Consider the following 22,129-nt stretch of genomic DNA (forward strand, 5'->3'; position numbering starts at 1 on the left):
TTCATTTTATCGATATTTCTTTGCTATCCTCTTGCGGTTAACACCTTCCCTTGCATATTGCTGGAGATGCTATGTCTAAGAAAGTCGCCGTTCTGCTGGCTCCTGGGTTTGAAGAAGCAGAAGCGATTATGGTGATTGATGTACTGCACCGTATGAAGATAGAAGTCACCATGCTGTCATGCTATGACAGACTGGAGCTGCACAGTTATCACAATATTCGCATGTTTGCCGATGCTCTGCTGGAAAGAAACCAGGACACGCTGTTTGATGCCGTGGTCATTCCCGGCGGCCCACAGGGGACGGTCAATCTGGCCGCAAACCCGATGGTCGTCGAGTTTATCCGTCGCCACGATGACGCGGGAAAACTGATTTGCCCACTGTGCTCCGCAGCCGCGCGCGTGCTGGGTGGTAACAAACTGCTGAAAGGCCGCCGCTACGTTTGCTCCGGGAATTTATGGCAGGACGTGACCGATGGCATTTATGTTGACGAGAAAGTCGTGGAAGACGGCAATCTGATCAGCGGTAAAGGTCTGGGCGTGACATTCGATTTTGCCTTTACCCTCGCCAACCGCCTGACCGGTGACAAAGAAAACGCCAACTTCCAGGTTGAGCACATCGATTACGATTACTGGCGCGTGCCAGCGTAACTGTTCACCAACCTAATGATAAGGCGCGCACCCTCGCGCCTTCCTGCCCTTCCCGCATCAATAACCTTAATAACCTTCGCCATAACGCTCGCGATACTCTTTCGGCGTGATGTCATACCCTTTCTTAAAGACGGCATAAAAATAGGGCAGAGAAGGGTAGCCGCACATCAGCGAAATCTCGCCAATCGAGAGCGAGGTCGATATCAGCAAGTTACGCGCCCGATCCAACTTCTCTGCATGAATGACACCGTGAATCGTCTGGCCGACTTCGTCTTTGAAGCGTTTTTCCAGATTAGAGCGGGAAATCCCTACCGCATCCAGCACCTGCTCAACCTTAATCCCTTTACAGGCGTGATAGCGAATAAAGTGCATCGCCTGAATAACAGCAGGATCGTGCACGGAGCGATAATCCGTTGAGCGACGTTCAACCACCCGAACCGGCGGCACCAAAATACGTTGCAGCGGTACATCCGTTTGATTCAACAGCAGCTGGTGCAGCAGTTTCGCTGCACGATATCCCATCTGGCGCGTGCCCTGCGCAACTGACGAGAGCGCGACGCGTGAAAGGTAGCGAATCAGATCTTCGTTATCGATCCCGATGACGCACAGCTTTTCCGGTACGGCAATATTCAGGTGTTCGCAGACTTGTAGCAGATGGCGCGCGCGGGAATCCGTCACCGCAATAATCCCCGTCTGCGGCGGTAACCCCTGCACCCAGTCAGCCAGCCGATTCTGCGCGTATTGCCAGTTATCCGGCGACGTTTCCATTCCCTGATACACCACGCCCTGATATTTTTCTGCCGCAACCAGCTGTCGGAAAGCGTGCTCCCGTTCCTGCGCCCAGCCTTTCCCACCCGATGCCGGCAGGCCATAAAACGCAAAGCGGTTCAGCCCTTTCTCTTTGAGGTGCATAAACGCGCTTTCCACCAGTGCATAATTATCTGTCGCGATATAATGCACAGGCGGATAATCCTCAGGCTGGTGATAAGAACCACCCACCCCCACCAGCGGCATGTTCACATCCTGTAGCAGCCGTTTAATCTCACCATCGTCAAAATCGGCAATCACGCCGTCGCCCAGCCATTCTTTAATGTTATCAATGCGGCAACGGAAATCCTCTTCGATGAAGATGTCCCAGTCACACTGGGAAGCCTGTAAATACTCGCCAACGCCTTCAACCACCTGACGGTCATACACTTTATTGGCGTTGAACAGCAGCGTGATGCGATAGCGTTTTTCAAACATGGCAGTTGGCGCTCATTAATCGCAAGTTCCTTGAATAAAGTCTTCTTCCTTGAATAGCACAGCGCCCCCAGAGGCCAAAATAATTTGCTGATTACTGCGAGCCGCCGCGTATTTCCTCCGCAGACTCAACATCACGTCATACACGCCGCTTTGTCGCGGTATCCATCCATACCGCCAATAGCAGGATTCCGCCTTTTACGACGTATTGCCAAAACGTAGGTACATCCAGCATGCTCATCCCGTTATCCAGCGACGCCATGATAAATGCCCCCATCACCGCACCCGCTACGCTGCCAATCCCGCCTGCCAGACTGGTGCCACCAATCACGCAGGCGGCAATCGCATCCAGCTCGGCAATATTCCCAGCGGATGGCGAACCAGCCCCCAATCGTGAACTGAGAATCAGCCCGGCGACTGCGACCATCAGGCCATTAATCGCGAATACCGTCATTTTGGTGCGCTCGACATTCACTCCCGATAGGCGAGCGGCATCAATATTCCCCCCCACGGCATAGATACGGCGGCCAAATGCGGTTCGCGTCGCCAGAAAAATACCGCCCAGCATCAACAGCGTCAGCACCAGCACTGGCGTTGGCACACCGCGATAGTCATTCAGCAGATAAATCGCGCCCAGTACCACCAGTGCCGTCACGGTCTGACGGCCAATATCACCTGCGGGTGGATTTATCGGTAACCCTAATCGGGCACGACTGCTGCGTCGACGCCACTGCCAGGCAATAAACACCATCAGCCCGATGGCACCGAACATAAAACCGATGCCAGAAGGCAGATAGCTTTGCCCAATCTGCGACATCGCTTCGCTGGTCGGAGAAACCGTCGTCCCATTGGTGATACCGATCAGAATGCCGCGAAAAGCCAGCATCCCCGCCAGCGTCACGATAAACGAAGGGACTTTCCGGTAGGCGACCCACCAGCCATTCCACGCCCCCAGCAATAATCCCAGCGCGAGCGTCACAACGATGGTCAACGGCAAGGGCCAGCCAAACCAGACATCAAAAATAGCCGCCGCACCACCCAACAGCCCCATCATCGAACCGACCGACAGATCGATCTCGGCAGAGATAATGACAAACACCATGCCAACCGCCAGAATGCCGGTGATCGCCGTTTGCCTCAGCAGGTTAGAGAGATTACGCGCGCTGAGATACGTCCCGTCGGTCATGTAAGTGAAAAAAAGCATGATGGCGATGATGGCGGCAATCATCACGTAGACCTGAAGGTTGATGCTTTTCAGCCGTTGCAGCATCAAGGCAGAGCCAGCAATATGTTGTTGTTCAGACTGCGATGTTTTCAGCACGATGTTCACTCCTCAATGCAGCTTCCATAACCTGTTCCTGGGTTAAATCACGATTGATCAAATCCGCTTTGATACGCCCCTGATGCATCACCAATACCCGATCGCTCAACCCCAGCACTTCGGGCAATTCAGAAGAAATGACAATGACGGCAATGTGCTGTTTTACCAGCGCATTGATAAGTTTATAGATTTCGTATTTGGCACCGATATCAATGCCGCGCGTGGGTTCATCGAGAATCAGAATGCGGGGGTTCAACAGCAGGCATTTCACCAACACCGCTTTTTGCTGGTTGCCGCCGCTTAACCGGGCAATCGCCAGTTCTGGGCTGGACGTTTTCACCTTCAGGTTCGCTAGCGATTGCCGGATGATGTCCTGCTCACGGGCATCATCCAGCATGGAAAACGCCCCCGTGAATTGGTCGAGTGCCGCCAGCGTCATGTTCTGCGCCACGCTCATCACCGGAACGATGCCGTCCTTCTTACGATCCTCCGGCACCATCGCAATGCCCTGTGCCATCGCCTGTTGGCAGTTGCTGATGGTCACTGGCTTACCATCAATAAAGATGTCGCCCTGCCAATGGCCGTGATAGGAACCAAACAGGCACTGCACCGTCTCCGTACGCCCCGACCCAACCAGCCCGGCAATGCCGAGAATTTCGCCTCGGTGTAGAGCAAACGAGACATCATCCACCCGGCGAATATGGCGATTGACGGGATGCCAGGCGGTCAGGTGTTCTACGCGTAACACTTCTTCACCAATGACATGCGGTTCATTGGGATAAAGCTCCGTCAGCTCTCGCCCCACCATCATGGCGATGATCTGGTCCTCGCTCAGCTCGGCCGCCGGACGCGTACCAATAGGCTTCCCGTCGCGAATCACGCAAATCACATCGGAAATGGCTTTAACTTCGTTGAGCTTGTGCGAGATATAGATGCAGGCGATACCGTGATCGCGCAGATCCTGAATGATCTCAAGCAGGATAGCGGTTTCCCGCTCGGTCAATGAGGCCGTTGGCTCATCCAGCACCAGCAGACGCACCTGCTTGTTCAGCGCTTTGGCGATTTCCACCAGTTGCTGCTGACCTAATCCAAGCTCACCCACTTTGGTATTCGGGTCGACAGCCAGCTTGACCTGCTCCAGCATACGCTGGCAGCGTAGATACATATTGTCGTAATCCATCACGCCAAAACGCGTCCACTCGTTGCCCAAAAAGAGGTTCTCCAGCACCGTCATCTCTTTCACCAGCGCCAGTTCCTGATGAATGATCGCGATGCCTTTTTGCTCCGTATCACGAATATGGTTGGCGCGTAGCTCGTCACCCGAGAACACGATCTGCCCGTCATAGCTGCCATACGGGTAAATGCCACACAGCACCTTCATTAAGGTCGATTTGCCAGAGCCATTCTCGCCACACAGCGACAAGACCTGACCTGCCTCCAGCATCAGGCTAACGTTATCTACGGCTTTCACCGCACCAAACGCCTTCGTGATGTTTTTCATTTCTAACAGATGCGGCATCGTGGCCCCCGTGATTCAGGTGTCTCAGACCTCGTCAGCGACAGTGGCGAGCCACAACGGCATATCGTGGCTCGGTAAATTTCCTACATCCTGAAATCTATTGGCTGCGGCGTGCGTTAATACACATCCGCTTTTTTGTGGAAGCCATCGGCAATGACGGTGGAATCGATATTGGATTTATCGACGGGAATAGGAGTCAGTAAGAAGGAAGGTATATCTTTCATGCCATTGTTTAATTTAGCGTTAGATTCCGGAGCTTTATCGGAACCGAGCGCCACGGCGATATCTGCGGCGTCTTTCGCCAGCTTGCTGATCGGTTTATAGACCGTCATGGTTTGCGTGCCTGCGACAATCCGTTTGATGGCCGCCAGATCGGCATCCTGACCAGAAATCGCAACTTTCCCTGCTAATCCCTGTGCGGCAAGCGCCTGAATCGCCCCGCCCGCCGTGGCATCGTTCGACGCCACAACAGCATCGATCTTATTACTATTTGCTGTTAGCGCATTTTCCATAATTTTCAGCGCGTTCTCTGGTAGCCAGGCATCAACCCACTGATCGCCGATCACTTTTATTTTCCCACTCTCGATCAACGGCGTGAGCACTTTCATTTGCCCCTGACGAAACAGCTTCGCATTATTATCGACCGGTGAGCCACCCATTAAGAAATAGTTCCCGCTGGGCACCTTATCAACGAGATATTTCGCCTGTAGTTCTCCAACCTTTTCATTATCAAATGAAATATAAAAATCCACGTCCGCATTATTAATCATGCGATCGTAAGCAAGCACTTTTATTCCCTCGCGTTTTGCTTCTGCAATAACATTGCCAAGTACCTGACCGTTATAAGGAATAATCACTAATACATCGACACCGCGATTGATCATGTTTTCTATTTGAGAAATCTGCGTCGCTTCATTGCCGTTTGCTGATTGAACAAAAACATCAGCGCCCTGCTTTTTAGCTTGCTCAACAAAAAGATCGCGATCTTTCTGCCAGCGTTCAAGACGCAAGTCATCAATCGCCATGCCTATTTTAACGTCCTTCGCGAATCCGGGCTGACAAGCTAAAGTGAATACGGCACAAGCTGAGAGTAAAAAATGGTTAACTTTCATCATAGCGTACCTTTTTTTATTTAAGATGCAGGGCGATACCCTAAATAATTCGAGTTACAGGACAAAAACGCCAAGGCGTTTTTGAACAGTGCTTGCGCTGACCCCAAAGGGGTGAGGCCATAAGGCCGAATAACGCGGCAAGAGAGGAAATCCCGATGAGCTTACACAAGTAAGTGATTCGGGTGACTGAACGCTGCCAACGCACATGTAACTTGAAGTATGACGGGTAAGACTCCAATAGCCAGATGAGTATTGTCGCTAAACATCCCCCCATCAATTACAGATTTTTATCCTCCAATTATGTTTTTTGGTTTAATTTCCATTTTTTGATACGGGTCATATTTTATTGTCGAGTCACATTTTCATTTTGTTACCTATTGCGAAGCGTATTCAGAGTAAAACGCCGTTATTTTTGCGACACAGCGCACATTTAATAATTCTCTGAATTTCAGTGTGAAATAACGTAATTGAGGAAACACTCATCCACTCCGAAAATTAATCACATTCCCGTCTCTTCCGTCTGGGTGGTTTCTAAGGAGTTAACGATGCAAGCCTATTTTGAACAGATCGAAAAAGTCCGTTATGAAGGTAGCCAAAGCAACAACCCCTTTGCCTTTCGTCACTACAATCCCGATCAGGAAATACTCGGTAAACGTATGGCGGACCATTTGCGTTTTGCCATCGCGTATTGGCACACGTTCTGCTGGAACGGCGCGGATATGTTTGGCGTCGGCTCCTTTGCCCGCCCGTGGCAGCAGTCAGGCGACGCGCTGGAGTTGGCAAAGCGCAAAGCGGATATTGCATTCGAATTCTTTCAAAAGCTCAGCGTGCCTTACTACTGCTTTCATGATGTCGATGTCGCGCCAGAAGGGAATTCACTGAAAGCGTATCTGCATAACTTTGCGGTCATTACCGATGTGCTGGCGGAAAAGCAGCAAGATAGCGGCGTGAAGCTACTGTGGGGCACCGCGAACTGCTTCACTCATCCCCGCTACGGCGCAGGCGCGGCCACCAGTCCTGACCCAGACGTCTTTGCTTGGGCGGCCACACAGGTTTTCACAGCCATGAACGCGACCCAAAAACTGGGTGGCGAAAACTATGTGCTGTGGGGCGGGCGTGAGGGGTATGAAACCCTGCTCAATACCGACCTGCGTCAGGAGCGTGAACAGATCGGCCGCTTCATGCAAATGGTCGTCGAGCATAAACACAAAATCGGTTTTCAGGGCACGCTGCTCATCGAACCGAAGCCGCAGGAACCGACTAAACACCAGTACGATTACGATGTCGCCACCGTTTATGGCTTTCTGAAGCAGTTTGGGCTGGAAAAAGAGATTAAAGTCAACGTGGAAGCCAACCACGCTACGCTGGCAGGCCATTCCTTCCATCATGAAATCGCCACCGCTGTCGCGCTGGGCATTTTCGGATCTGTCGATGCAAACCGCGGCGATCCGCAGCTCGGCTGGGACACCGATCAGTTCCCTAACAGCGTGGAAGAGAACGCGCTAATCATGTACGAAATTCTCAAAGCGGGTGGCTTCACAACGGGTGGCCTGAACTTTGATGCCAAAGTTCGCCGCCAGAGCACCGATCGCTATGACCTTTTCCATGCACATATCGGCGCGATGGATACGATGGCACTGGCGCTCAAGGCTGCCGCCAGAATGATTGAGGATGATAAGCTCAATCAGTTGGTCGCTAAACGTTATGCGGGCTGGAACGGGGAACTGGGTCAGCAAATCCTGCAAGGTAACGCCTCGCTGGAATCGCTTGCCCGCTATGCGGAAAGCCATCAACTGGCGCCACAGCACCAGAGTGGTCAGCAGGAATTGCTGGAAAATCTGGTTAACCGCCACCTATTTGGCTAAAACGGTACGCTCACCTACTGCGACAGACTAACCCCTGTCGCAGAGGCTTATCAGGAGCCACTATGTATATCGGTATTGATCTGGGTACGTCCGGTGTGAAAGCCATCCTGCTGGATGAAACAGGTGAGGTGGTTGCCAGCCATAGCGCTGCGCTGAACATTTCTCGTCCGCACCCGCTCTGGTCGGAACAGGCGCCTGAAGACTGGTGGCAAGCAACCGAGCAGGCGCTACAGGCGTTGGCCGCCGCGCACAATCTTCGCGCCGTGAAAGCGCTAGGGCTGACCGGGCAAATGCACGGTGCCACGTTGTTGGACACCCGCCAGAACATACTGCGCCCTGCGATTCTCTGGAATGACGGACGCAGCGCAGCCCAATGCCGAACGCTGGAGCAACAGGTGCCTACATCGCGCCAGATTACCGGCAACCTGATGATGCCGGGCTTTACCGCGCCCAAGCTGAAATGGGTGCAGCAAAACGAAAGCGATATCTTCCGCCAAATCGACAAGGTCCTGTTGCCGAAAGACTATCTCCGCTGGCGTCTGACAGGGGAATTTGCCAGCGACATGTCCGATGCGGCGGGAACGCTTTGGCTGGACGTCGCCAAACGAGACTGGAGTGACACTCTGCTGGAAGCCTGTGCGCTGAGCCGCAAGCACATGCCCACGCTGTATGAAGGCAGCCAGATTACCGGTTATCTGCGACCTGACATCGCCAGCCGTTGGGGCATGGATCCCGTCCCCGTCATTGCTGGCGGTGGAGATAACGCAGCAGGCGCGATTGGCGTCGGGCTGTATCAAACGGGTCAGGCAATGCTGTCTCTCGGCACATCCGGCGTTTACTTCGCCGTCAGTGACGGTTTTCTCAGCAATCCGCAACATGCCGTCCACAGCTTCTGCCACGCGCTGCCGAATACCTGGCACCTGATGTCCGTGATGTTAAGCGCCGCGTCCTGCCTCGACTGGGTCGCCCGCCTGACGCACGCGGAGAGCGTGCCGGCACTGTTGCAGGAAATCGCTTCAACACCAGCCGACGACACGATAACGCCAGTGTGGTTCTTGCCTTATCTTTCCGGCGAACGCACGCCGCACAATAATCCCGATGCCAAAGGCGCATTCTGGGGGCTCACCCACCAACACGGCCGTGCAGAACTGGCAAAAGCGGTACTGGAAGGTGTGGGATTTGCGCTTGCCGACGGCATAGACGCGCTGCATATGACCGGGCTCAAGCCCGATAGTATTACGCTAATTGGCGGTGGTGCACGTAGCGCCTGCTGGCGGCAAATGCTGGCAGATATCAGCGGTCAAACGCTGGCGTACCGCACGGGAGGAGATGTTGGCCCTGCGCTCGGTGCCGCCCGTTTGGCGCAAATTGCCATACATCCGCATACGCCACTGGCAGAGCTCCTGCCGCCGCTACCGCTGGAACAGGTTCATCAACCGGATCCCCAGCGTCACGCCGACTATGCCGAGCGGAGGCGTACATTTAAGGCTCTCTACCAGCAGCTTAGTCCGCTGATGTAGCGTAACCCATCCTGCACGCCGGACGGACTATCAACTTACCCAGCGACGCACATCGACTTTCTGTAGCGCCATCGAAAGCAGCAGGCTGGCCACCAGCGTGACGGCGAAGACAGAGAAGATATCGAGAACCGGATGAGCGGGTAGCATCACATCATGCGTACGCAGATAGTGAATGATCAACGCGTGGAAGCCATAAATCGCCAGCGAATGGCGCGAAATGGTGGCAAAGCCCGGTAAAATCCGCTGGCTACCGTAATGCTTAAACACCACCAGAAGGCTGACCGCAGCCAGAAACACCAGCGGGCCGCAGTAGATGTAAAATGTCTGGGTGAACGTATCATTCAGTAATGTGTGGTGCTTCGTTCCCATCGCAATCAACGCGACACACGTAATGAAGAAGGGGATAGCCGCCAGCACGACTTTCTTTGGCACGTCCAACATGCCTAACGCACGCCCCAGCGCGGCATACAGCACGTAGTAAAACGTATCGCCGTAAATATAGAGATTCACGGGCAGTAATTTAAAGCCTTCAAACTCCACCCGCCCCGTATTGGGGTTGGCGACAACGGCCAGCAAGATAATCAAGACGGCTACATATTTGCCCGATACTGGCTTGATGGTAATAAGTGGAGAGAGCAGGTAAATCACGATAATGGCGTAGAAAAACCATAAGTGATAAAAGATCGGTTTTTGCAGCAGATGGTGCAGTGAATTCAGACCATTAATCGGCGTGAGCGTCGCAATATAAATCAGCGCGACTGCACTATAGAAAAGCAGACATAAACCGATACGCAGAAAATGCTTCTTCCCCGCGCTACGTTCACCAAAGAATAGGTAACCCGAGATCATGAAAAACAGCGGAACGCAGACGCGTGAGGCAGAGTTCAGGATATTCGCCACATCCCAGTGTCCATCGCCCGGCGTGCCGCCCGCGGTAATATAGTACGTTGTGCTATGAATCAGAACGACCATCATGCAGGCCAACGCCCGCAGGTTATCAATCCAGCCGATCTTATCCGTCATGCACAACCTCTTGAAAGCAAAGCGCTATTCAGAACAGCGTAGCCGTTGTTAAACGCCAGCACAATCGATTATTAACAACCAGCCACTATCCACAACCCGCGCTCAACAATCGGGCAAATCTGAGTGATAAGGACGGATTCATACGGGAAACCCGCATCAATTTACGCGCTCACCTCGGTGGCAAGCGCGCAGAGTCTACAGGAAGCATGGTGCTAGAACAGCCCCATCGGCTTATCAGAATAACTCACCAATAGACACTTGGTTTGCTGATAGTGTTCCAGCATCATTTTATGGTTTTCACGCCCGATGCCGGACTGCTTGTAGCCCCCAAACGCCGCATGCGCCGGATAGGCGTGATAACAGTTGGTCCAGACGCGCCCGGCCTGAATACCGCGCCCCATGCGGTAGACGATATTACCGTTACGGCTCCACACGCCAGCTCCCAAGCCGTATTCCGTATCGTTGGCGATCTCCAGCGCGTCATCCATCGTTTTGAAGGTCGTCACCGCCAGCACCGGACCGAAAATCTCCTCCTGGAAGACGCGCATACTGTTTTTACCAAACAATACCGTCGGCTCCAGATAGTAACCTTCCGCCAGCCCGCCCGGCATCGCCTTGCGCTGGCCGCCCGTGAGCACTCGGGCTCCCTCTTTCTTACCGATATCAATGTAGTTAAGGATGGTGTCAAGCTGGCCTGCGGACACCTGCGCGCCCATCATGGTTTTGCTATCTAGCGGGTTACCAATGCGGATCGCCTCAACGCGCTTGATTGCCCGCTCCATAAAGCGCTCGTAGATAGACTCCTGCACCAGCGCGCGACTCGGACAGGTGCAGACCTCTCCCTGATTGAAGGCAAACAGAGTGAAACCTTCGAGCACTTTGTCAAAGAAGCTGTCTTCCTTATCCATCACATCGGCAAAGAAGATGTTCGGTGATTTGCCACCCAGTTCCAGCGTCACCGGCGTCACGTTCTGCGCCGCATAGCTCATGATCTGCTGACCCACCTCAGTCGAGCCGGTGAATGCCACTTTCGCAACGCGTTTCGACGTTGCCAGATATTCACCAATTTCGCTGCCTGACCCATTAACAACATTGATGACGCCTGGCGGCAGCAGATCCTGAATCAGTTCCATCAAAATCAACACCGACATCGGCGTCAGTTTGGCAGGTTTCAGCAAGATACAGTTACCAGCGGCCAGCGCCGGAGCCATCTTCCAACAGGCCATCAGCAGCGGGAAGTTCCAGGGAATGATTTGCCCGACAACGCCGAGAGGCTCATGAAAATGATAGGCCACGGTATCGCCGTCAATTTCGCTGATCGCCCCCTCTTGTGCGCGGATACAGGCCGCGAAATAGCGAAAGTGGTCAATCGCCAGCGGCACATCCGCCCCGCTGGTTTCGCGTATCGGTTTACCGTTATCCCAGGTCTCCACTTGCGCCAGCAGCTCAAGATTCTGCTCCATCCGGTCAGCGATTCGGTTAAGTACCAACGCGCGCTCCTGCACCGACAGACCCCCCCATTCCGCTTTTGCCTTGTGAGCGGCATCTAGCGCGTGGTCAATATCTCGCGTTGACGAACTGGCGACTTCACACAGTGGTTGGCCCGTTACTGGCGTCAAATTGACAAAATACTGACCAGTATCAGGTGGAACCCAGGCTCCGCCGATAAAATTGTCATAGCGTTTCTTCAGATTGAGAGAGCCATATTCGCCAGATGCGGATCGGCCTTCGAGATTATCGTGCGCCATTTCAGTCTCCTTTTTATTTCCGAGTGAGCGGCCAGGCCGCAGTGAAAAAAGAGGAAAACAGTAAGCCATTATATTAAGCCTATACGGGGTATGGGGTTAGCGACAGGATTCAGCCAGAGAAGAAGGCAACTCTTCGAGTTGGCGCACAGTTTCTTGCAAGAAAAAGTCGCATCCCTTGAGGCGCGGTGAGGTATACCCTAAATAATTCGAGTTTCAGGACAAACGTTAATGTGTGAACAACGCAGAGCGTTGGCCCGCCAGGGCGAGGCCCACGATGGGCCGAGTATTTAAACGCAGCCAACGCACATGCAACTTGAAGTATGACGGGTATAATACTTTTAATTTCCAAGGTTACTAACATGCAGGTATTTCAGGTGGAAGGGGTTCATTTACCAGCAGAGGCCGCCCTTGAAGGCGCAACGCAATATTCAGTCTATCATCCCGATTCTCTGCATCAGCCACAGTCTGATTGGCTAGCGGAAGAGGTGCCCGTTGCGTTGGTTTATAACGGCATATCGCATGTCGTCATGATGGCCTCACCGAAGGAACTGGAGCAGTTCGCACTCGGATTTTCTTTATCTGAAGGCATTATTCAATCACCAGCAGATATCTACGGCATTGATGTACAGGCCGCCTGTAACGGCATCGAAGTGCAGATTGAGCTTTCGAGCCGACGCTTCGCTGGGCTAAAAGAACGCCGCCGGGCGATGGATGGCCGTACAGGCTGCGGCGTATGTGGCGTAGAACAGCTCGCAGAAATCGGCAAACCGATCGCACCGCTACCCTTCACACAGACATTTTCCCTTAGCAAACTTGAAAACGCACTGGTACGGCTGCGCGATGTGCAGAAGATCGGTCAAGTGACGGGCTGCACTCACGCCGCAAGCTGGGTCGCGCCAGACGGCACGCTGTCCGGGGGGAGTGAAGACGTCGGCCGCCATGTCGCGCTCGATAAACTGCTAGGCACCCGAGCGAAACAGGGGTGGCAGCAAGGCGCTGCCCTAGTTTCTAGCCGGGCCAGCTATGAGATGGTCCAAAAATCCGCCATGTGCGGCGTGGAAATTCTGTTTGCTGTCTCAGCGGCCACCTCACTAGCCGTAGAGGTCGCACAGCGTTGTAACCTGACGCTGGTCGGTTTTTGTCGGCAGGGACATGCGACTATCTACACGCATCCGCAGCGTCTGAGCGTGTAAGAGACACCACCAAAGTCGCAGCGTTTTGCCGGTGACGGGTATAGATTAATTTGTTTTTACATAGTGTAATAACGATATAAGCGTTTGTTATCATGAAGTAAAGCAATCTGATTCATGCTACCCGCTCGAGAATAATCATTTTCAATATCATTTAATTAACTATAATGAAGGTATTGCTTACGCGGTACTAACAACACAGTGCCGTAACATTTTTTTTACAATGGAGATGCTAAACATGAGTTATTCACTGCCATCGCTGCCTTATGCTTATGACGCACTGGAACCGCATTTCGACAAAGAAACGATGGAAATTCACCATTCCAAACACCATCAGGCTTACGTCAATAATGCTAACGCCGCGCTGGAATCTCTGCCTGAACTGGCTACATTGTCTGCTGAAGAGCTGATCGCTCAACTGGATAAAGTTCCTGCGGAGAAAAGAACTGCACTGCGTAACAACGCTGGCGGCCACGTTAACCACAGCCTGTTCTGGAAAGGCCTGAAAGTAGGCACGACGCTGACTGGCGATCTGAAAGCCGCCATCGAGCGTGATTTCGGCAGCGTTGATGCGTTTAAAGAGAAATTTGAGCAAGCAGCAGCAACCCGCTTTGGTTCTGGCTGGGCGTGGCTGGTTCTGAAAGACGACGGCAAACTGGCCGTAGTGTCTACTGCAAACCAAGACAGCCCGCTGATGGGTGAAGCCGCTTCTGGTGCGTCTGGCTACCCAATCGTCGGTCTGGATGTGTGGGAACACGCTTACTACCTGAAATATCAGAACCTTCGTCCAGCTTATGCTAAAGCATTCTGGAACGTGTTGAACTGGGACGAAGCCGCCGCGCGTTTCGCTAGCGCAAAAAAATAAAACCGCTGAGTGCCTGATACCATCAGGCCTCTTCTGCATTTGAATATAAACTGGAATAACAGGCTGTTATTCCAGTTTTTTATTATCCCTACCCTACCTCGTAGCCGTATGTCCGCTGGCTATCCTCGCTCACTGCCGCATAAAGTTTCAGAGTAAAGTGCCGATATCTACTGCGGGTTTTTGTCATGTAGTTTTGTAGCTATATACCCTAAATAATTCGAGTTTCAGGACAAACGTTAACGTTTGAACAACGCAGAGCGTTGGCCCGCCAGGGCGAGGCTTATTTATAAGCCTTGTAACGCGGCAAGAGAGGGACAAATTCGTCGGGAACGAATTTGACCAGCCAACGGCTGGCCTTCGGTGAGAGACAGGATGTCTCTCATTTCATCCCGATGAGCTTACTCAAGTAAGTGATTAGGGTGACTAAACGCAGCCAACGCACATGCGGCTTGAAGTATGACGGGTATAAACTTGGTAAGCGGTAATCCGAGATGCTAACACCGCTAAGCAAGTGTGCATCAGGATAGTGAATTCGACTCAATACGATATAGTGGTGGGATGTGATGGCTATGAATTTTGATAATCTAAAAGTCGGTAAAAAATTAGGATTAGGCTTTTTCCTGATTCTGCTGATGACCATGGTGATTGCTGGTGCGGGTATTATGCATATTGGCTCGCTGAAAGACAGTATTGATAAAGTGAATTTAAGCAACAATATCAATGATGAAATTAACCAAGCTAAATATTACCGCGCATTATACGGCACCACCTATAACCCTGATGATATAAAAAAGAACGTTGAACACATTTCCAATGTCAGTAAGCTCGTTGAAAAAGCAAAAGAATTTAACTGGCCAGAAAGCGACACCAAGAAAATAGTCAATATCCCAACATTAATTACCAGCTATCAGGAAAAACAAAGTAATTATATTAATGCAGTGGGAAAAAAGGATGCCGTCAGAAAAAGCTGGAATATCTCAACAACAGAAAAACCGCTAGAACAGCTCAACGATCAATTAAAGACGGACAATAACAGCACTACTCTTCAATTATTACTTTCTGATCTGAACCAAAAACTCATTTCCGTCCGCTACCACGTTCGTGGGTTATTACTGTCTACCAATAAAGAATCTGAAGAAAAGCTGACGGATGCCATCAACGCAGCACAAACGTCGTTGACCTTCCTGTATCAGAGCCTGTCTGCCGAACAGCGTGAAACATTGACACCCGTTCTAACAATAATGAACAACTATGAAGAGCAGGTTCTGGCCTATATGCCGGCCTATGAAGAGGAAATGGCGCAAGCAGGGCAAATGCGGGTGGTTGCGGATCAGTTGAATGCCGTGATCACATCGCTGCTCAACGATCAGCTGGCTGCTTCACAGGAAGACATTCGCAGTGCCACGCTGCAAATGATCATCGCAGCGCTGATTACGCTGCTGCTTGGCATACTGATTTCCTGGTTTATTTCACGCCAGATCACCACACCGTTAGGCAACACGTTGAGCATGGCTGAAAAAATCGCGACAGGCGACCTCACCATGTCCATCAACACGACGCGTAAAGATGAGCTAGGTCAGTTGATGAGTGCGATGTCGAAAATGAATGACAACCTGCACAACATGATCGATGACATTCGCGTCGGCGTCAGCCAGATTTCTAACGCGTCCAGCGAGATCGTCGCGGGCAACACGGACCTGTCGTCACGTACCGAGCAGCAGGCCGCAGCCGTTGAGGAAACCGCCGCCAGCATGGAACAACTCACCGCGACGGTTAAGCAAAACGCGGATAACGCACACCACGCTAACAAACTGGCAATCAGCGCGTCTCAAACCGCAAAGCAAGGCGGCGAGCAGGTGAATAACGTGGTACAAACCATGACGGCGATTGAGAGCAGTTCTAAGCGTATCGCGGAAATCACGTCCGTCATCAACAGCATCGCCTTCCAGACCAACATTCTGGCATTGAACGCCGCGGTGGAAGCTGCCCGCGCCGGTGAGCAAGGTCGCGGTTTTGCCGTTGTCGCCAGCGAGGTTCGTAGCCTTGCCCAACGCAGTTCTCAGGCCGCGAAAGAAATCGAAGGCCTGATCTCTGAATCGGTTACTCAGGTATCACGCGGGGCGACGTTGGTTGGCAATGCCGGTAAGACGATGAATGATATCGTCACCTCTATTACGCAAGTGCATGACATCATGGGTGAAATTGCTACCGCATCGGATGAGCAAAGCCGGGGAATTAGCCAGGTTAGCCAGGCGATTGTTGAGATGGACAGCACCACGCAGCAGAACGCCGCACTGGTGGAACAATCCTCTGCTGCTGCCGACTCGCTGGAAGAACAGGCGAGACTGCTGAAGCAGGCGGTTTCCGTCTTCCGTCTGGCAAACGCACAGCATGATGACACCCCAGCAGGTATCGCGTTTGCCGACCAAACGCATCGTCTGCACGCCCCACGCTAATATCAACACCGCAACGTACCAAAAACGACAAAGCCCCTGTTAAACAGGGGCTTCATTAACGAATCCATCACCAGCATCGTTCTGCGAAGAGAAAAAACCTCAGAAGGGTTTCGGCGCGAAACCTGTCATCTCTTTTAAATCCATCTCGCGCCCCAGTGCCGTCATCGGGTGCACCACCACCAAACCGCGAACGCTTTTCTTCAACGTCCCCATATCAGCCTGCTCTTTTTTAGTAATCGCACGTTTGAAAGGCAGGTTCGCCAGTTTCTGCGCTTCTTTGCTGAGTTTCTGTTCTCTCACGTTACGCAGGCGCTCGATTTCAGCCGTTAGCTTCTCGCAGGCCTCCAGATTGAGGGCGATTGCTTCAGCATCACCTTGTTCCAGCAGCGTGGTCTGCTTACGCGTCAGCTTATCCAATTGGTCGCTAAGGCGTTTGATCTCTGCTTTTTCCTGCTCTTTCATAAAAGATAACCTATATAACGGGAGAATAATGCGGGGCACAGCATACACTATACGCTAAATAATTCGAGTTGTTGAAAGACCAGCCACACACATGCCGCTTGAAGGATGACGAGTATAAACGCCTGACATGACGCAGTGACGTAATAAAGCGGAATGGGGTTAAAACGCCTTTTTCAGACTGATTTGCGCAATCAATGTGGTCAGGGATAGCACCAGCGTGGAGCGCACCATCTGCTGATAGCGCTGCCGCTGCATACTCACCAGAAGCGGATCGGCGCCATCTGCCCCCGGCGGCAAGGCGGGTTCTGTAGGCAACGCCGCCACGCAGTGCAGCTCGCCGATAGGCCCCAGAATTTCATCATCGGTAAAACGGTAATGCCGATCATCATGTGCCAGTTCTTCGCCCAGCGCCATTAACAGTTCCGCATCTTCGTACTCTTTACGGCTGATCATCCCTAGGCCATAAATCAGTTTCAGGCGCACGGAAAGGTCGCCCAGCGGGCCCGTTCCCGTCATCAGGGGTTCAACGGCATATTTCACTGCATAGTCGTCTTTACGGAAAACCTGCAACATCAGGATACTGACCGCTTCCGCCAACAACTCAACGGCGCAGAGCATAAAGTCGCGCACGGTTTTCCCTGAGTTCAGCGCTTCCAGAACCCGGTTTTCAAACGCTTGTGTTTCTTCCATCGTCACTTCTCGACCCTTTAACCCCGCCCACAGCCTACCCTATCTCGGCAGCCTGCTTATCGGCAGGTGTGGCGACATCCTATCCCCGACGTCGCCCGTATACCTTACACCGTGTCGAAAAGACCACACCTGCCTGATGACGAGAGACGCCGATTACTGCATGGCGTTATACACATTCACTGCTTGCGCGACAACCTCGCTGTCAGCATCCAGCCCAGAAATCTGTGCCAGCGCCGCCTGCGGCCCGTGCGTACGGATTAACTCAGCCAGTTCCAGCGCCTGCGGATCCTGTTCACTGCGATAATGCATCGCGGCAGCAATGCCGGTAATCAGGTTGTCATGCGGCAACTGGTATTCCAGCGTGCCAAGCAGCGGCTTGATCAGACGGTCGCCTGCACTCAGCTTGCGCAGCGGCTGACGACCCACGCGCTCTACATCATCGTGCAGATGGGGGTTTTCAAAACGGCTGAGAATTTTGTTGATATAGGCGGCGTGTTTATCCGCATCAAAACCGTAGCGTTTGATGAGTACCGCGCCGCTCTCTTCCATCGCACCTTTGACCACGGCTCTGACTTTCGGGTCGAGAATCGCATCGCGGATCGTTTGATGACGCGCCTGCTGGCCGAGGTAGGCCGTAATCGCGTGGCCGGTGTTCAGCGTGAAGAGCTTACGCTCAACAAACGCCATCAGATTGTCGGTCAGTTCCATACCGGGAATCGCTGGCGGTTCACCGCAGAACTGGGTTTTATCGACAATCCATTCGCTGAAGGTTTCTACCGTCACCGCCAGCACATCGTCGCTACCGGCTTCGGAAGGGGGAACGATGCGATCCACAGCGGAATCCACGAATCCCACATGCTCGACAACCCATTCCTGATGGCCTTCCGGCAGCAGTTTCAGCACATGCTGTTTTAACTGGCTGGTGCCACGCACCATATTTTCACAGGCGATAATGTTCAACGGCCGGGTATTGCCGTCGTTATGACGCTTAACCAGCCCCTGAGCGATAGTTCCGGCGATTTTTTCCAGAATCTGCGGCCCCACAGCGGTCGTCACCAGATCGGCCAAGGCAATCAGTGCGACGGCATCCTGGCTGCCGCTGTGAACGGCACTCACGTTGCTGACGGTATCAACCTGCGTGTTATCACCGACAATCCGTACCGTATAGCTTGTACGGCTGTTCAGGGCATCCAACAGCGGCTGATTGACGTCAGCGAATGTCAGTTCGACGTTGGCATCGGCCAACAATTTTCCAATAAATCCACGGCCAATATTACCCGCGCCAAAATGTAATGCTTTCATGAGACATAACCTTAAAAAAACATAAAAAGAGGCCGCCCGAAGGCGGCACTAGCCACATCAATTAGGCACTCTTTTTACCGGAGAGTAAGTCGAGCACTTCCTGAACATCCTGGGTCTGTGCCAGACGTTCAATGACAGCATCATCATCCAGCGCGTTGGTCAGACTGGTGATGACCTGAATATGTTCATTGTTGCGAGCGGCAATACCGATAACCAGACGCGCAACCTCATCGTCTTCATCGCCAAAGCGAACGCCTTCAGGATATTGGCAGAAGACAACGCCCGTTTTCAGCACGCGGTCTTTCGCTTCAATCGTACCGTGCGGCACGGCAATCGATTCGCCCAGATAGGTAGAAGTCAGCTTTTCACGTTCCAGCATCGCTTCAACATACGCAGGCTCGACATAGCCGCCTTTCACCAGTTGTTCACCGGCGAAACGGATTGCCTGCTCTTTGTTTGTCGCATGCTGATTCAGGAACACATTGCCTGCGCCCAGTTGGAACAGGTTAGTCTGTGCGTCGGCGACAGCAGGTGCTGGCGTCGCGACGGCTTCAGACTTCACGGCCCCCTGTGCTGCGGTAAGACGCGCCACCAGATCGCTATACAGACCGCTATCAAGGAAGTTGGTCAGCGAAATGTGCTGTGCCTGCGGCGCATGACGCATTGCACGTTCGGTCAGGTCGCGGTGCGTAATCACCAGATCGACATCGTCCGGCAGACTATTGATCGCGCTGTTAGTCACCGAAATGCTGGTCAGCCCGGCATCCTGAACTTTCTTGCGCAGCACACCAGCACCCATCGCGCTGGAACCCATACCAGCGTCACACGCTACGATGATTTTACGCACGGTACTCATATCACCGCTGACACCGACGTTAGTCGCCGTGCCTTTAGAAGATGCTTTCATTTCCTGCACGCGGCGCGTTGCATCGCTTAGATCTTCTTCTTTTTGCTTGGTGCTTTTCAGCAGAATCGCCGACACGATGAAGGACACCGCAAAAGCCGCTGCAATGGCCGCAAGGTTAGCGAAGTAAGCGCCTTTTGGCGTCATCGCCAACACCGCCAGAATGGAGCCTGGAGACGCAGGAGAAACCAAGCCGCCGCCCAGTACGCTCAGCGTAAACACGCCAGTCATCCCGCCCAGAATCACCGCAATAATCAGACGCGGATTCATCAGCACATAAGGGAAGTAGATTTCGTGAATCCCGCCCAGGAAGTGGATAATCGCCGCACCTGGCGCTGACTCTTTCGCGTTACCACGACCGAAGAACATGTACGCCATCAGCACGCCCATACCCGGACCTGGGTTCGCTTCGATCAGGAAGAAAATAGATTTGCCGGTTTCCGTCGCTTGTTGAATGCCCAGCGGTGAGAAGATACCGTGGTTAATGGCGTTGTTCAGGAACAGAATTTTCGCCGGTTCAACGAAGATAGACGTAAACGGCAGCAGGTTGTTCTGTACCATCAGGTTAACGCCGGAAGCCAGCACCTGAGAGAAGACTTCAACCAGCGGACCAATTGCCAAAAACGACAGGATGGCCAACAACATACCGATGATACCGGCAGAGAAGTTGTTGACCAGCATTTCAAAGCCGCTTTTGATTTTACCGTCGACCATGCGGTCAAAACGTTTGATCGTCCAGCCGCCCAACGGGCCCACAATCATGGCGCCGAGGAACATCGGGATATCGGTCCCGACGATCACACCCATCGTCGTAATAGCACCCACGACACCACCACGCTCACCGAATACCAGACGTCCGCCGGTATAACCAATCAACAATGGCAGCAAATAGGTAATCATCGGACCGACGAGCTTCGCCAATGTTTCATTGGGGAACCAGCCAGTAGGGATAAACAGCGCGGTAATAATACCCCAGGCGATAAATGCGCCAATGTTGGGCATCACCATATTACTGAGGAAGCGACCAAAGTTTTGCACCTTGATCTTAATATCTGGTGAAAGCATAAAAACACACCCCTATTGAAACGCGCTGACAATAAGAGCGCGTGGTAATTATCGTGAGACGGCGTGGCAATAAAAACACCGATTACCACAAGACGACTTCCGTCATTATTACTGTATGCAGCGCGGACTCTAACACGCTGTTTTCATACCGCAACTCCATGGCGGTAACGTGACAAAAATCACACAACCACCCTACATCAACGATACAAATAGGTGATTTACTTCACAAAAAACCGTTAAAAATGAAAAACTAAACAGATTTTTAGACAAACACCGCGCCTAATATGTGACATTGGTCACGTTTTACAGGCCTGTATTTGTTTTATTTATGTGATGTTAATCACAATTAATTTTTACCCTCTCACCAGCCACACACATCTTATCCAGAATACCTCTCTGCCCTATCGCATCGCTAAAGCGTCGGGGCACGACGCGGTTAGGGATAATTCACACCAGTTATTCCTCTGAGCGCATTCATTAAATTCTGCTGCTGTAGAGGTAGCGCTGCCACCAGGCTGTTATATTGCGCCACCTGTTGCGGCGTACGGAATTGCACAGACGAGCCATTAAACACAGCCTGATCGCCCTGAGCCTGAAGGAAATCGCCGATCTGGATCAGGCTCTGTGCGAAGGCAATCGCATTCGGAATGGCGGGTAACAGCGCGTTGGTGGGCTGTATTACCGTGCGTGCATACAACCGCTCATAGGGTATTTGCACTTCTTCGGGCTGTTTTAGCAGCCGATGGGCATTGTCTGCCTGCGCTTTCGCCGCCTGCACGTGCTGGCTCAACAGGTTCATTGCCCCAATGGATTGCCGAAGGTCATCACGCTGTGCCAGATAGTCTTTAGGGACGCGAATACGGGAAATTTGCCCCAACATCGGCGTTAAACTGCCGGACACCGCCTGATTAAACTGCTGAGAAAAAGTGGTTAAAATCGCGTAATCGTTGGCAAAATTGCCAAAATTCTTTTTCTGCTCTTCCGTCAATGTCGGCAGCTTCCCATCCTGCTGCGACTGTACGCTTTGCAGGAACGCAACGAATGCCTTCCGCTGATCGGCTTCGCTGTCACCACAGGCAGCCAGCTGCAATGCCGCCAGAATAACCAGAACTGGCAGCAGCCAGCGTGAACGGTACGTCATTAGCCTTCTCATTCCCTACTCCCGTTATGCTTACTGCCCCGCCAATCGTGCTTTTTT

Annotated in this window: 17 protein-coding genes; 6 read left to right on the plus strand and 11 right to left on the minus strand. The window is 52.5% G+C overall.

Annotated features, from left to right (window positions below):
* Nucleotides 1–71: 71 nt before the first annotated feature.
* Nucleotides 72–647: a DJ-1/PfpI family protein gene (locus EO763_RS21545; protein WP_039542456.1), complete on the plus strand. Its 576-nt coding sequence runs from the start codon at nucleotides 72–74 to the stop codon at nucleotides 645–647.
* Nucleotides 648–713: 66 nt separating this feature from the next.
* Here EO763_RS21545 and xylR read toward each other — a convergent pair whose 3' ends face one another.
* The 4 genes from xylR to xylF all read right to left on the minus strand — a co-directional run bounded on the left by xylR (nucleotide 714) and on the right by xylF (nucleotide 5,841).
* On the minus strand, nucleotides 714–1,892 hold the full coding sequence (xylR, locus tag EO763_RS21550) for a D-xylose utilization transcriptional activator XylR (protein ID WP_161530163.1): 1,179 nt from the start codon (nucleotides 1,890–1,892) through the stop codon (nucleotides 714–716).
* Nucleotides 1,893–2,028: 136 nt separating this feature from the next.
* Nucleotides 2,029–3,159 (minus strand): xylose ABC transporter permease XylH, encoded by a 1,131-nt coding sequence (gene xylH, locus EO763_RS21555; protein ID WP_244322102.1) that lies wholly within the window; start codon nucleotides 3,157–3,159, stop codon nucleotides 2,029–2,031.
* Between the two features lie 28 nt (nucleotides 3,160–3,187).
* Nucleotides 3,188–4,729: a xylose ABC transporter ATP-binding protein gene (locus tag EO763_RS21560; protein ID WP_161530165.1), complete on the minus strand. Its 1,542-nt coding sequence runs from the start codon at nucleotides 4,727–4,729 to the stop codon at nucleotides 3,188–3,190.
* 116 nt (nucleotides 4,730–4,845) lie between these two features.
* Nucleotides 4,846–5,841: a D-xylose ABC transporter substrate-binding protein gene (gene xylF, locus EO763_RS21565; protein WP_161530462.1), complete on the minus strand. Its 996-nt coding sequence runs from the start codon at nucleotides 5,839–5,841 to the stop codon at nucleotides 4,846–4,848.
* A gap of 545 nt (nucleotides 5,842–6,386) precedes the next feature.
* On the opposite strand from xylF, the gene xylA reads away from it, so the two are divergent.
* Nucleotides 6,387–7,706, plus strand: coding sequence for a xylose isomerase (xylA, locus tag EO763_RS21570; RefSeq protein ID WP_161530166.1), 1,320 nt, complete (start codon nucleotides 6,387–6,389; stop codon nucleotides 7,704–7,706).
* Between the two features lie 62 nt (nucleotides 7,707–7,768).
* Nucleotides 7,769–9,226 (plus strand): xylulokinase, encoded by a 1,458-nt coding sequence (gene xylB, locus EO763_RS21575; RefSeq protein ID WP_161530167.1) that lies wholly within the window; start codon nucleotides 7,769–7,771, stop codon nucleotides 9,224–9,226.
* A 30-nt stretch (nucleotides 9,227–9,256) separates the two neighbouring features.
* Here xylB and EO763_RS21580 read toward each other — a convergent pair whose 3' ends face one another.
* Nucleotides 9,257–10,249 (minus strand): acyltransferase, encoded by a 993-nt coding sequence (locus EO763_RS21580; protein WP_161530168.1) that lies wholly within the window; start codon nucleotides 10,247–10,249, stop codon nucleotides 9,257–9,259.
* Nucleotides 10,250–10,461: 212 nt separating this feature from the next.
* Entirely contained in the window at nucleotides 10,462–11,997 is a 1,536-nt protein-coding gene (gene exaC / locus EO763_RS21585) for an acetaldehyde dehydrogenase ExaC (RefSeq protein ID WP_161530169.1), read from the minus strand.
* Between the two features lie 359 nt (nucleotides 11,998–12,356).
* Here exaC and fdhD point away from each other — a divergent pair, with 359 nt between their 5' ends.
* From fdhD to EO763_RS21600, 3 genes are all read left to right on the plus strand, one after another.
* Nucleotides 12,357–13,190, plus strand: coding sequence for a formate dehydrogenase accessory sulfurtransferase FdhD (gene fdhD, locus EO763_RS21590; RefSeq protein WP_161530170.1), 834 nt, complete (start codon nucleotides 12,357–12,359; stop codon nucleotides 13,188–13,190).
* A gap of 235 nt (nucleotides 13,191–13,425) precedes the next feature.
* Complete coding sequence (gene sodA / locus EO763_RS21595) at nucleotides 13,426–14,052, plus strand: superoxide dismutase [Mn] (RefSeq protein WP_161530171.1); 627 nt, start codon at nucleotides 13,426–13,428, stop codon at nucleotides 14,050–14,052.
* 563 nt (nucleotides 14,053–14,615) lie between these two features.
* Nucleotides 14,616–16,508: a methyl-accepting chemotaxis protein gene (locus EO763_RS21600; RefSeq protein ID WP_161530172.1), complete on the plus strand. Its 1,893-nt coding sequence runs from the start codon at nucleotides 14,616–14,618 to the stop codon at nucleotides 16,506–16,508.
* Nucleotides 16,509–16,607: 99 nt separating this feature from the next.
* Here EO763_RS21600 and EO763_RS21605 read toward each other — a convergent pair whose 3' ends face one another.
* The 5 genes from EO763_RS21605 to EO763_RS21625 all read right to left on the minus strand — a co-directional run bounded on the left by EO763_RS21605 (nucleotide 16,608) and on the right by EO763_RS21625 (nucleotide 22,072).
* Nucleotides 16,608–16,970, minus strand: a complete 363-nt coding sequence (locus tag EO763_RS21605) for a YibL family ribosome-associated protein (protein WP_039533054.1) — start codon at nucleotides 16,968–16,970, stop codon at nucleotides 16,608–16,610.
* 159 nt (nucleotides 16,971–17,129) lie between these two features.
* Nucleotides 17,130–17,660, minus strand: a complete 531-nt coding sequence (locus EO763_RS21610; protein ID WP_161530173.1) for an MltR family transcriptional regulator — start codon at nucleotides 17,658–17,660, stop codon at nucleotides 17,130–17,132.
* A gap of 153 nt (nucleotides 17,661–17,813) precedes the next feature.
* Complete coding sequence (locus EO763_RS21615) at nucleotides 17,814–18,962, minus strand: mannitol-1-phosphate 5-dehydrogenase (RefSeq protein WP_161530174.1); 1,149 nt, start codon at nucleotides 18,960–18,962, stop codon at nucleotides 17,814–17,816.
* A gap of 61 nt (nucleotides 18,963–19,023) precedes the next feature.
* Complete coding sequence (locus tag EO763_RS21620; protein WP_161530175.1) at nucleotides 19,024–20,931, minus strand: PTS mannitol transporter subunit IICBA; 1,908 nt, start codon at nucleotides 20,929–20,931, stop codon at nucleotides 19,024–19,026.
* A 436-nt stretch (nucleotides 20,932–21,367) separates the two neighbouring features.
* Complete coding sequence (locus EO763_RS21625) at nucleotides 21,368–22,072, minus strand: DUF3053 domain-containing protein (protein ID WP_161530176.1); 705 nt, start codon at nucleotides 22,070–22,072, stop codon at nucleotides 21,368–21,370.
* Nucleotides 22,073–22,129: the final 57 nt, after the last annotated feature.

This window comes from Pectobacterium odoriferum (assembly GCF_009931295.1).
In the GTDB taxonomy this organism is placed as follows: Bacteria; Pseudomonadota; Gammaproteobacteria; order Enterobacterales; family Enterobacteriaceae; genus Pectobacterium; species Pectobacterium odoriferum.

What these genes read in the sequence shown, in the direction of transcription:
- EO763_RS21580 (WP_161530168.1), bottom strand. Translation starts at nt 10,249, where the DNA reads ATGACGGATAAGATCGGCTGGATTGATAACCTGCGGGCGTTGGCCTGC.
- xylA (WP_161530166.1), top strand. Translation starts at nt 6,387, where the DNA reads ATGCAAGCCTATTTTGAACAGATCGAAAAAGTCCGTTATGAAGGTAGC.
- EO763_RS21605 (WP_039533054.1), bottom strand. Translation starts at nt 16,970, where the DNA reads ATGAAAGAGCAGGAAAAAGCAGAGATCAAACGCCTTAGCGACCAATTG.
- EO763_RS21610 (WP_161530173.1), bottom strand. Translation starts at nt 17,660, where the DNA reads ATGGAAGAAACACAAGCGTTTGAAAACCGGGTTCTGGAAGCGCTGAAC.
- EO763_RS21620 (WP_161530175.1), bottom strand. Translation starts at nt 20,931, where the DNA reads ATGCTTTCACCAGATATTAAGATCAAGGTGCAAAACTTTGGTCGCTTC.
- EO763_RS21545 (WP_039542456.1), top strand. Translation starts at nt 72, where the DNA reads ATGTCTAAGAAAGTCGCCGTTCTGCTGGCTCCTGGGTTTGAAGAAGCA.
- EO763_RS21600 (WP_161530172.1), top strand. Translation starts at nt 14,616, where the DNA reads ATGGCTATGAATTTTGATAATCTAAAAGTCGGTAAAAAATTAGGATTA.
- EO763_RS21615 (WP_161530174.1), bottom strand. Translation starts at nt 18,962, where the DNA reads ATGAAAGCATTACATTTTGGCGCGGGTAATATTGGCCGTGGATTTATT.
- xylB (WP_161530167.1), top strand. Translation starts at nt 7,769, where the DNA reads ATGTATATCGGTATTGATCTGGGTACGTCCGGTGTGAAAGCCATCCTG.
- xylR (WP_161530163.1), bottom strand. Translation starts at nt 1,892, where the DNA reads ATGTTTGAAAAACGCTATCGCATCACGCTGCTGTTCAACGCCAATAAA.
- EO763_RS21625 (WP_161530176.1), bottom strand. Translation starts at nt 22,072, where the DNA reads ATGACGTACCGTTCACGCTGGCTGCTGCCAGTTCTGGTTATTCTGGCG.
- xylH (WP_244322102.1), bottom strand. Translation starts at nt 3,159, where the DNA reads ATGCTGCAACGGCTGAAAAGCATCAACCTTCAGGTCTACGTGATGATT.
- exaC (WP_161530169.1), bottom strand. Translation starts at nt 11,997, where the DNA reads ATGGCGCACGATAATCTCGAAGGCCGATCCGCATCTGGCGAATATGGC.
- fdhD (WP_161530170.1), top strand. Translation starts at nt 12,357, where the DNA reads ATGCAGGTATTTCAGGTGGAAGGGGTTCATTTACCAGCAGAGGCCGCC.
- xylF (WP_161530462.1), bottom strand. Translation starts at nt 5,841, where the DNA reads ATGAAAGTTAACCATTTTTTACTCTCAGCTTGTGCCGTATTCACTTTA.
- sodA (WP_161530171.1), top strand. Translation starts at nt 13,426, where the DNA reads ATGAGTTATTCACTGCCATCGCTGCCTTATGCTTATGACGCACTGGAA.
- EO763_RS21560 (WP_161530165.1), bottom strand. Translation starts at nt 4,729, where the DNA reads ATGCCGCATCTGTTAGAAATGAAAAACATCACGAAGGCGTTTGGTGCG.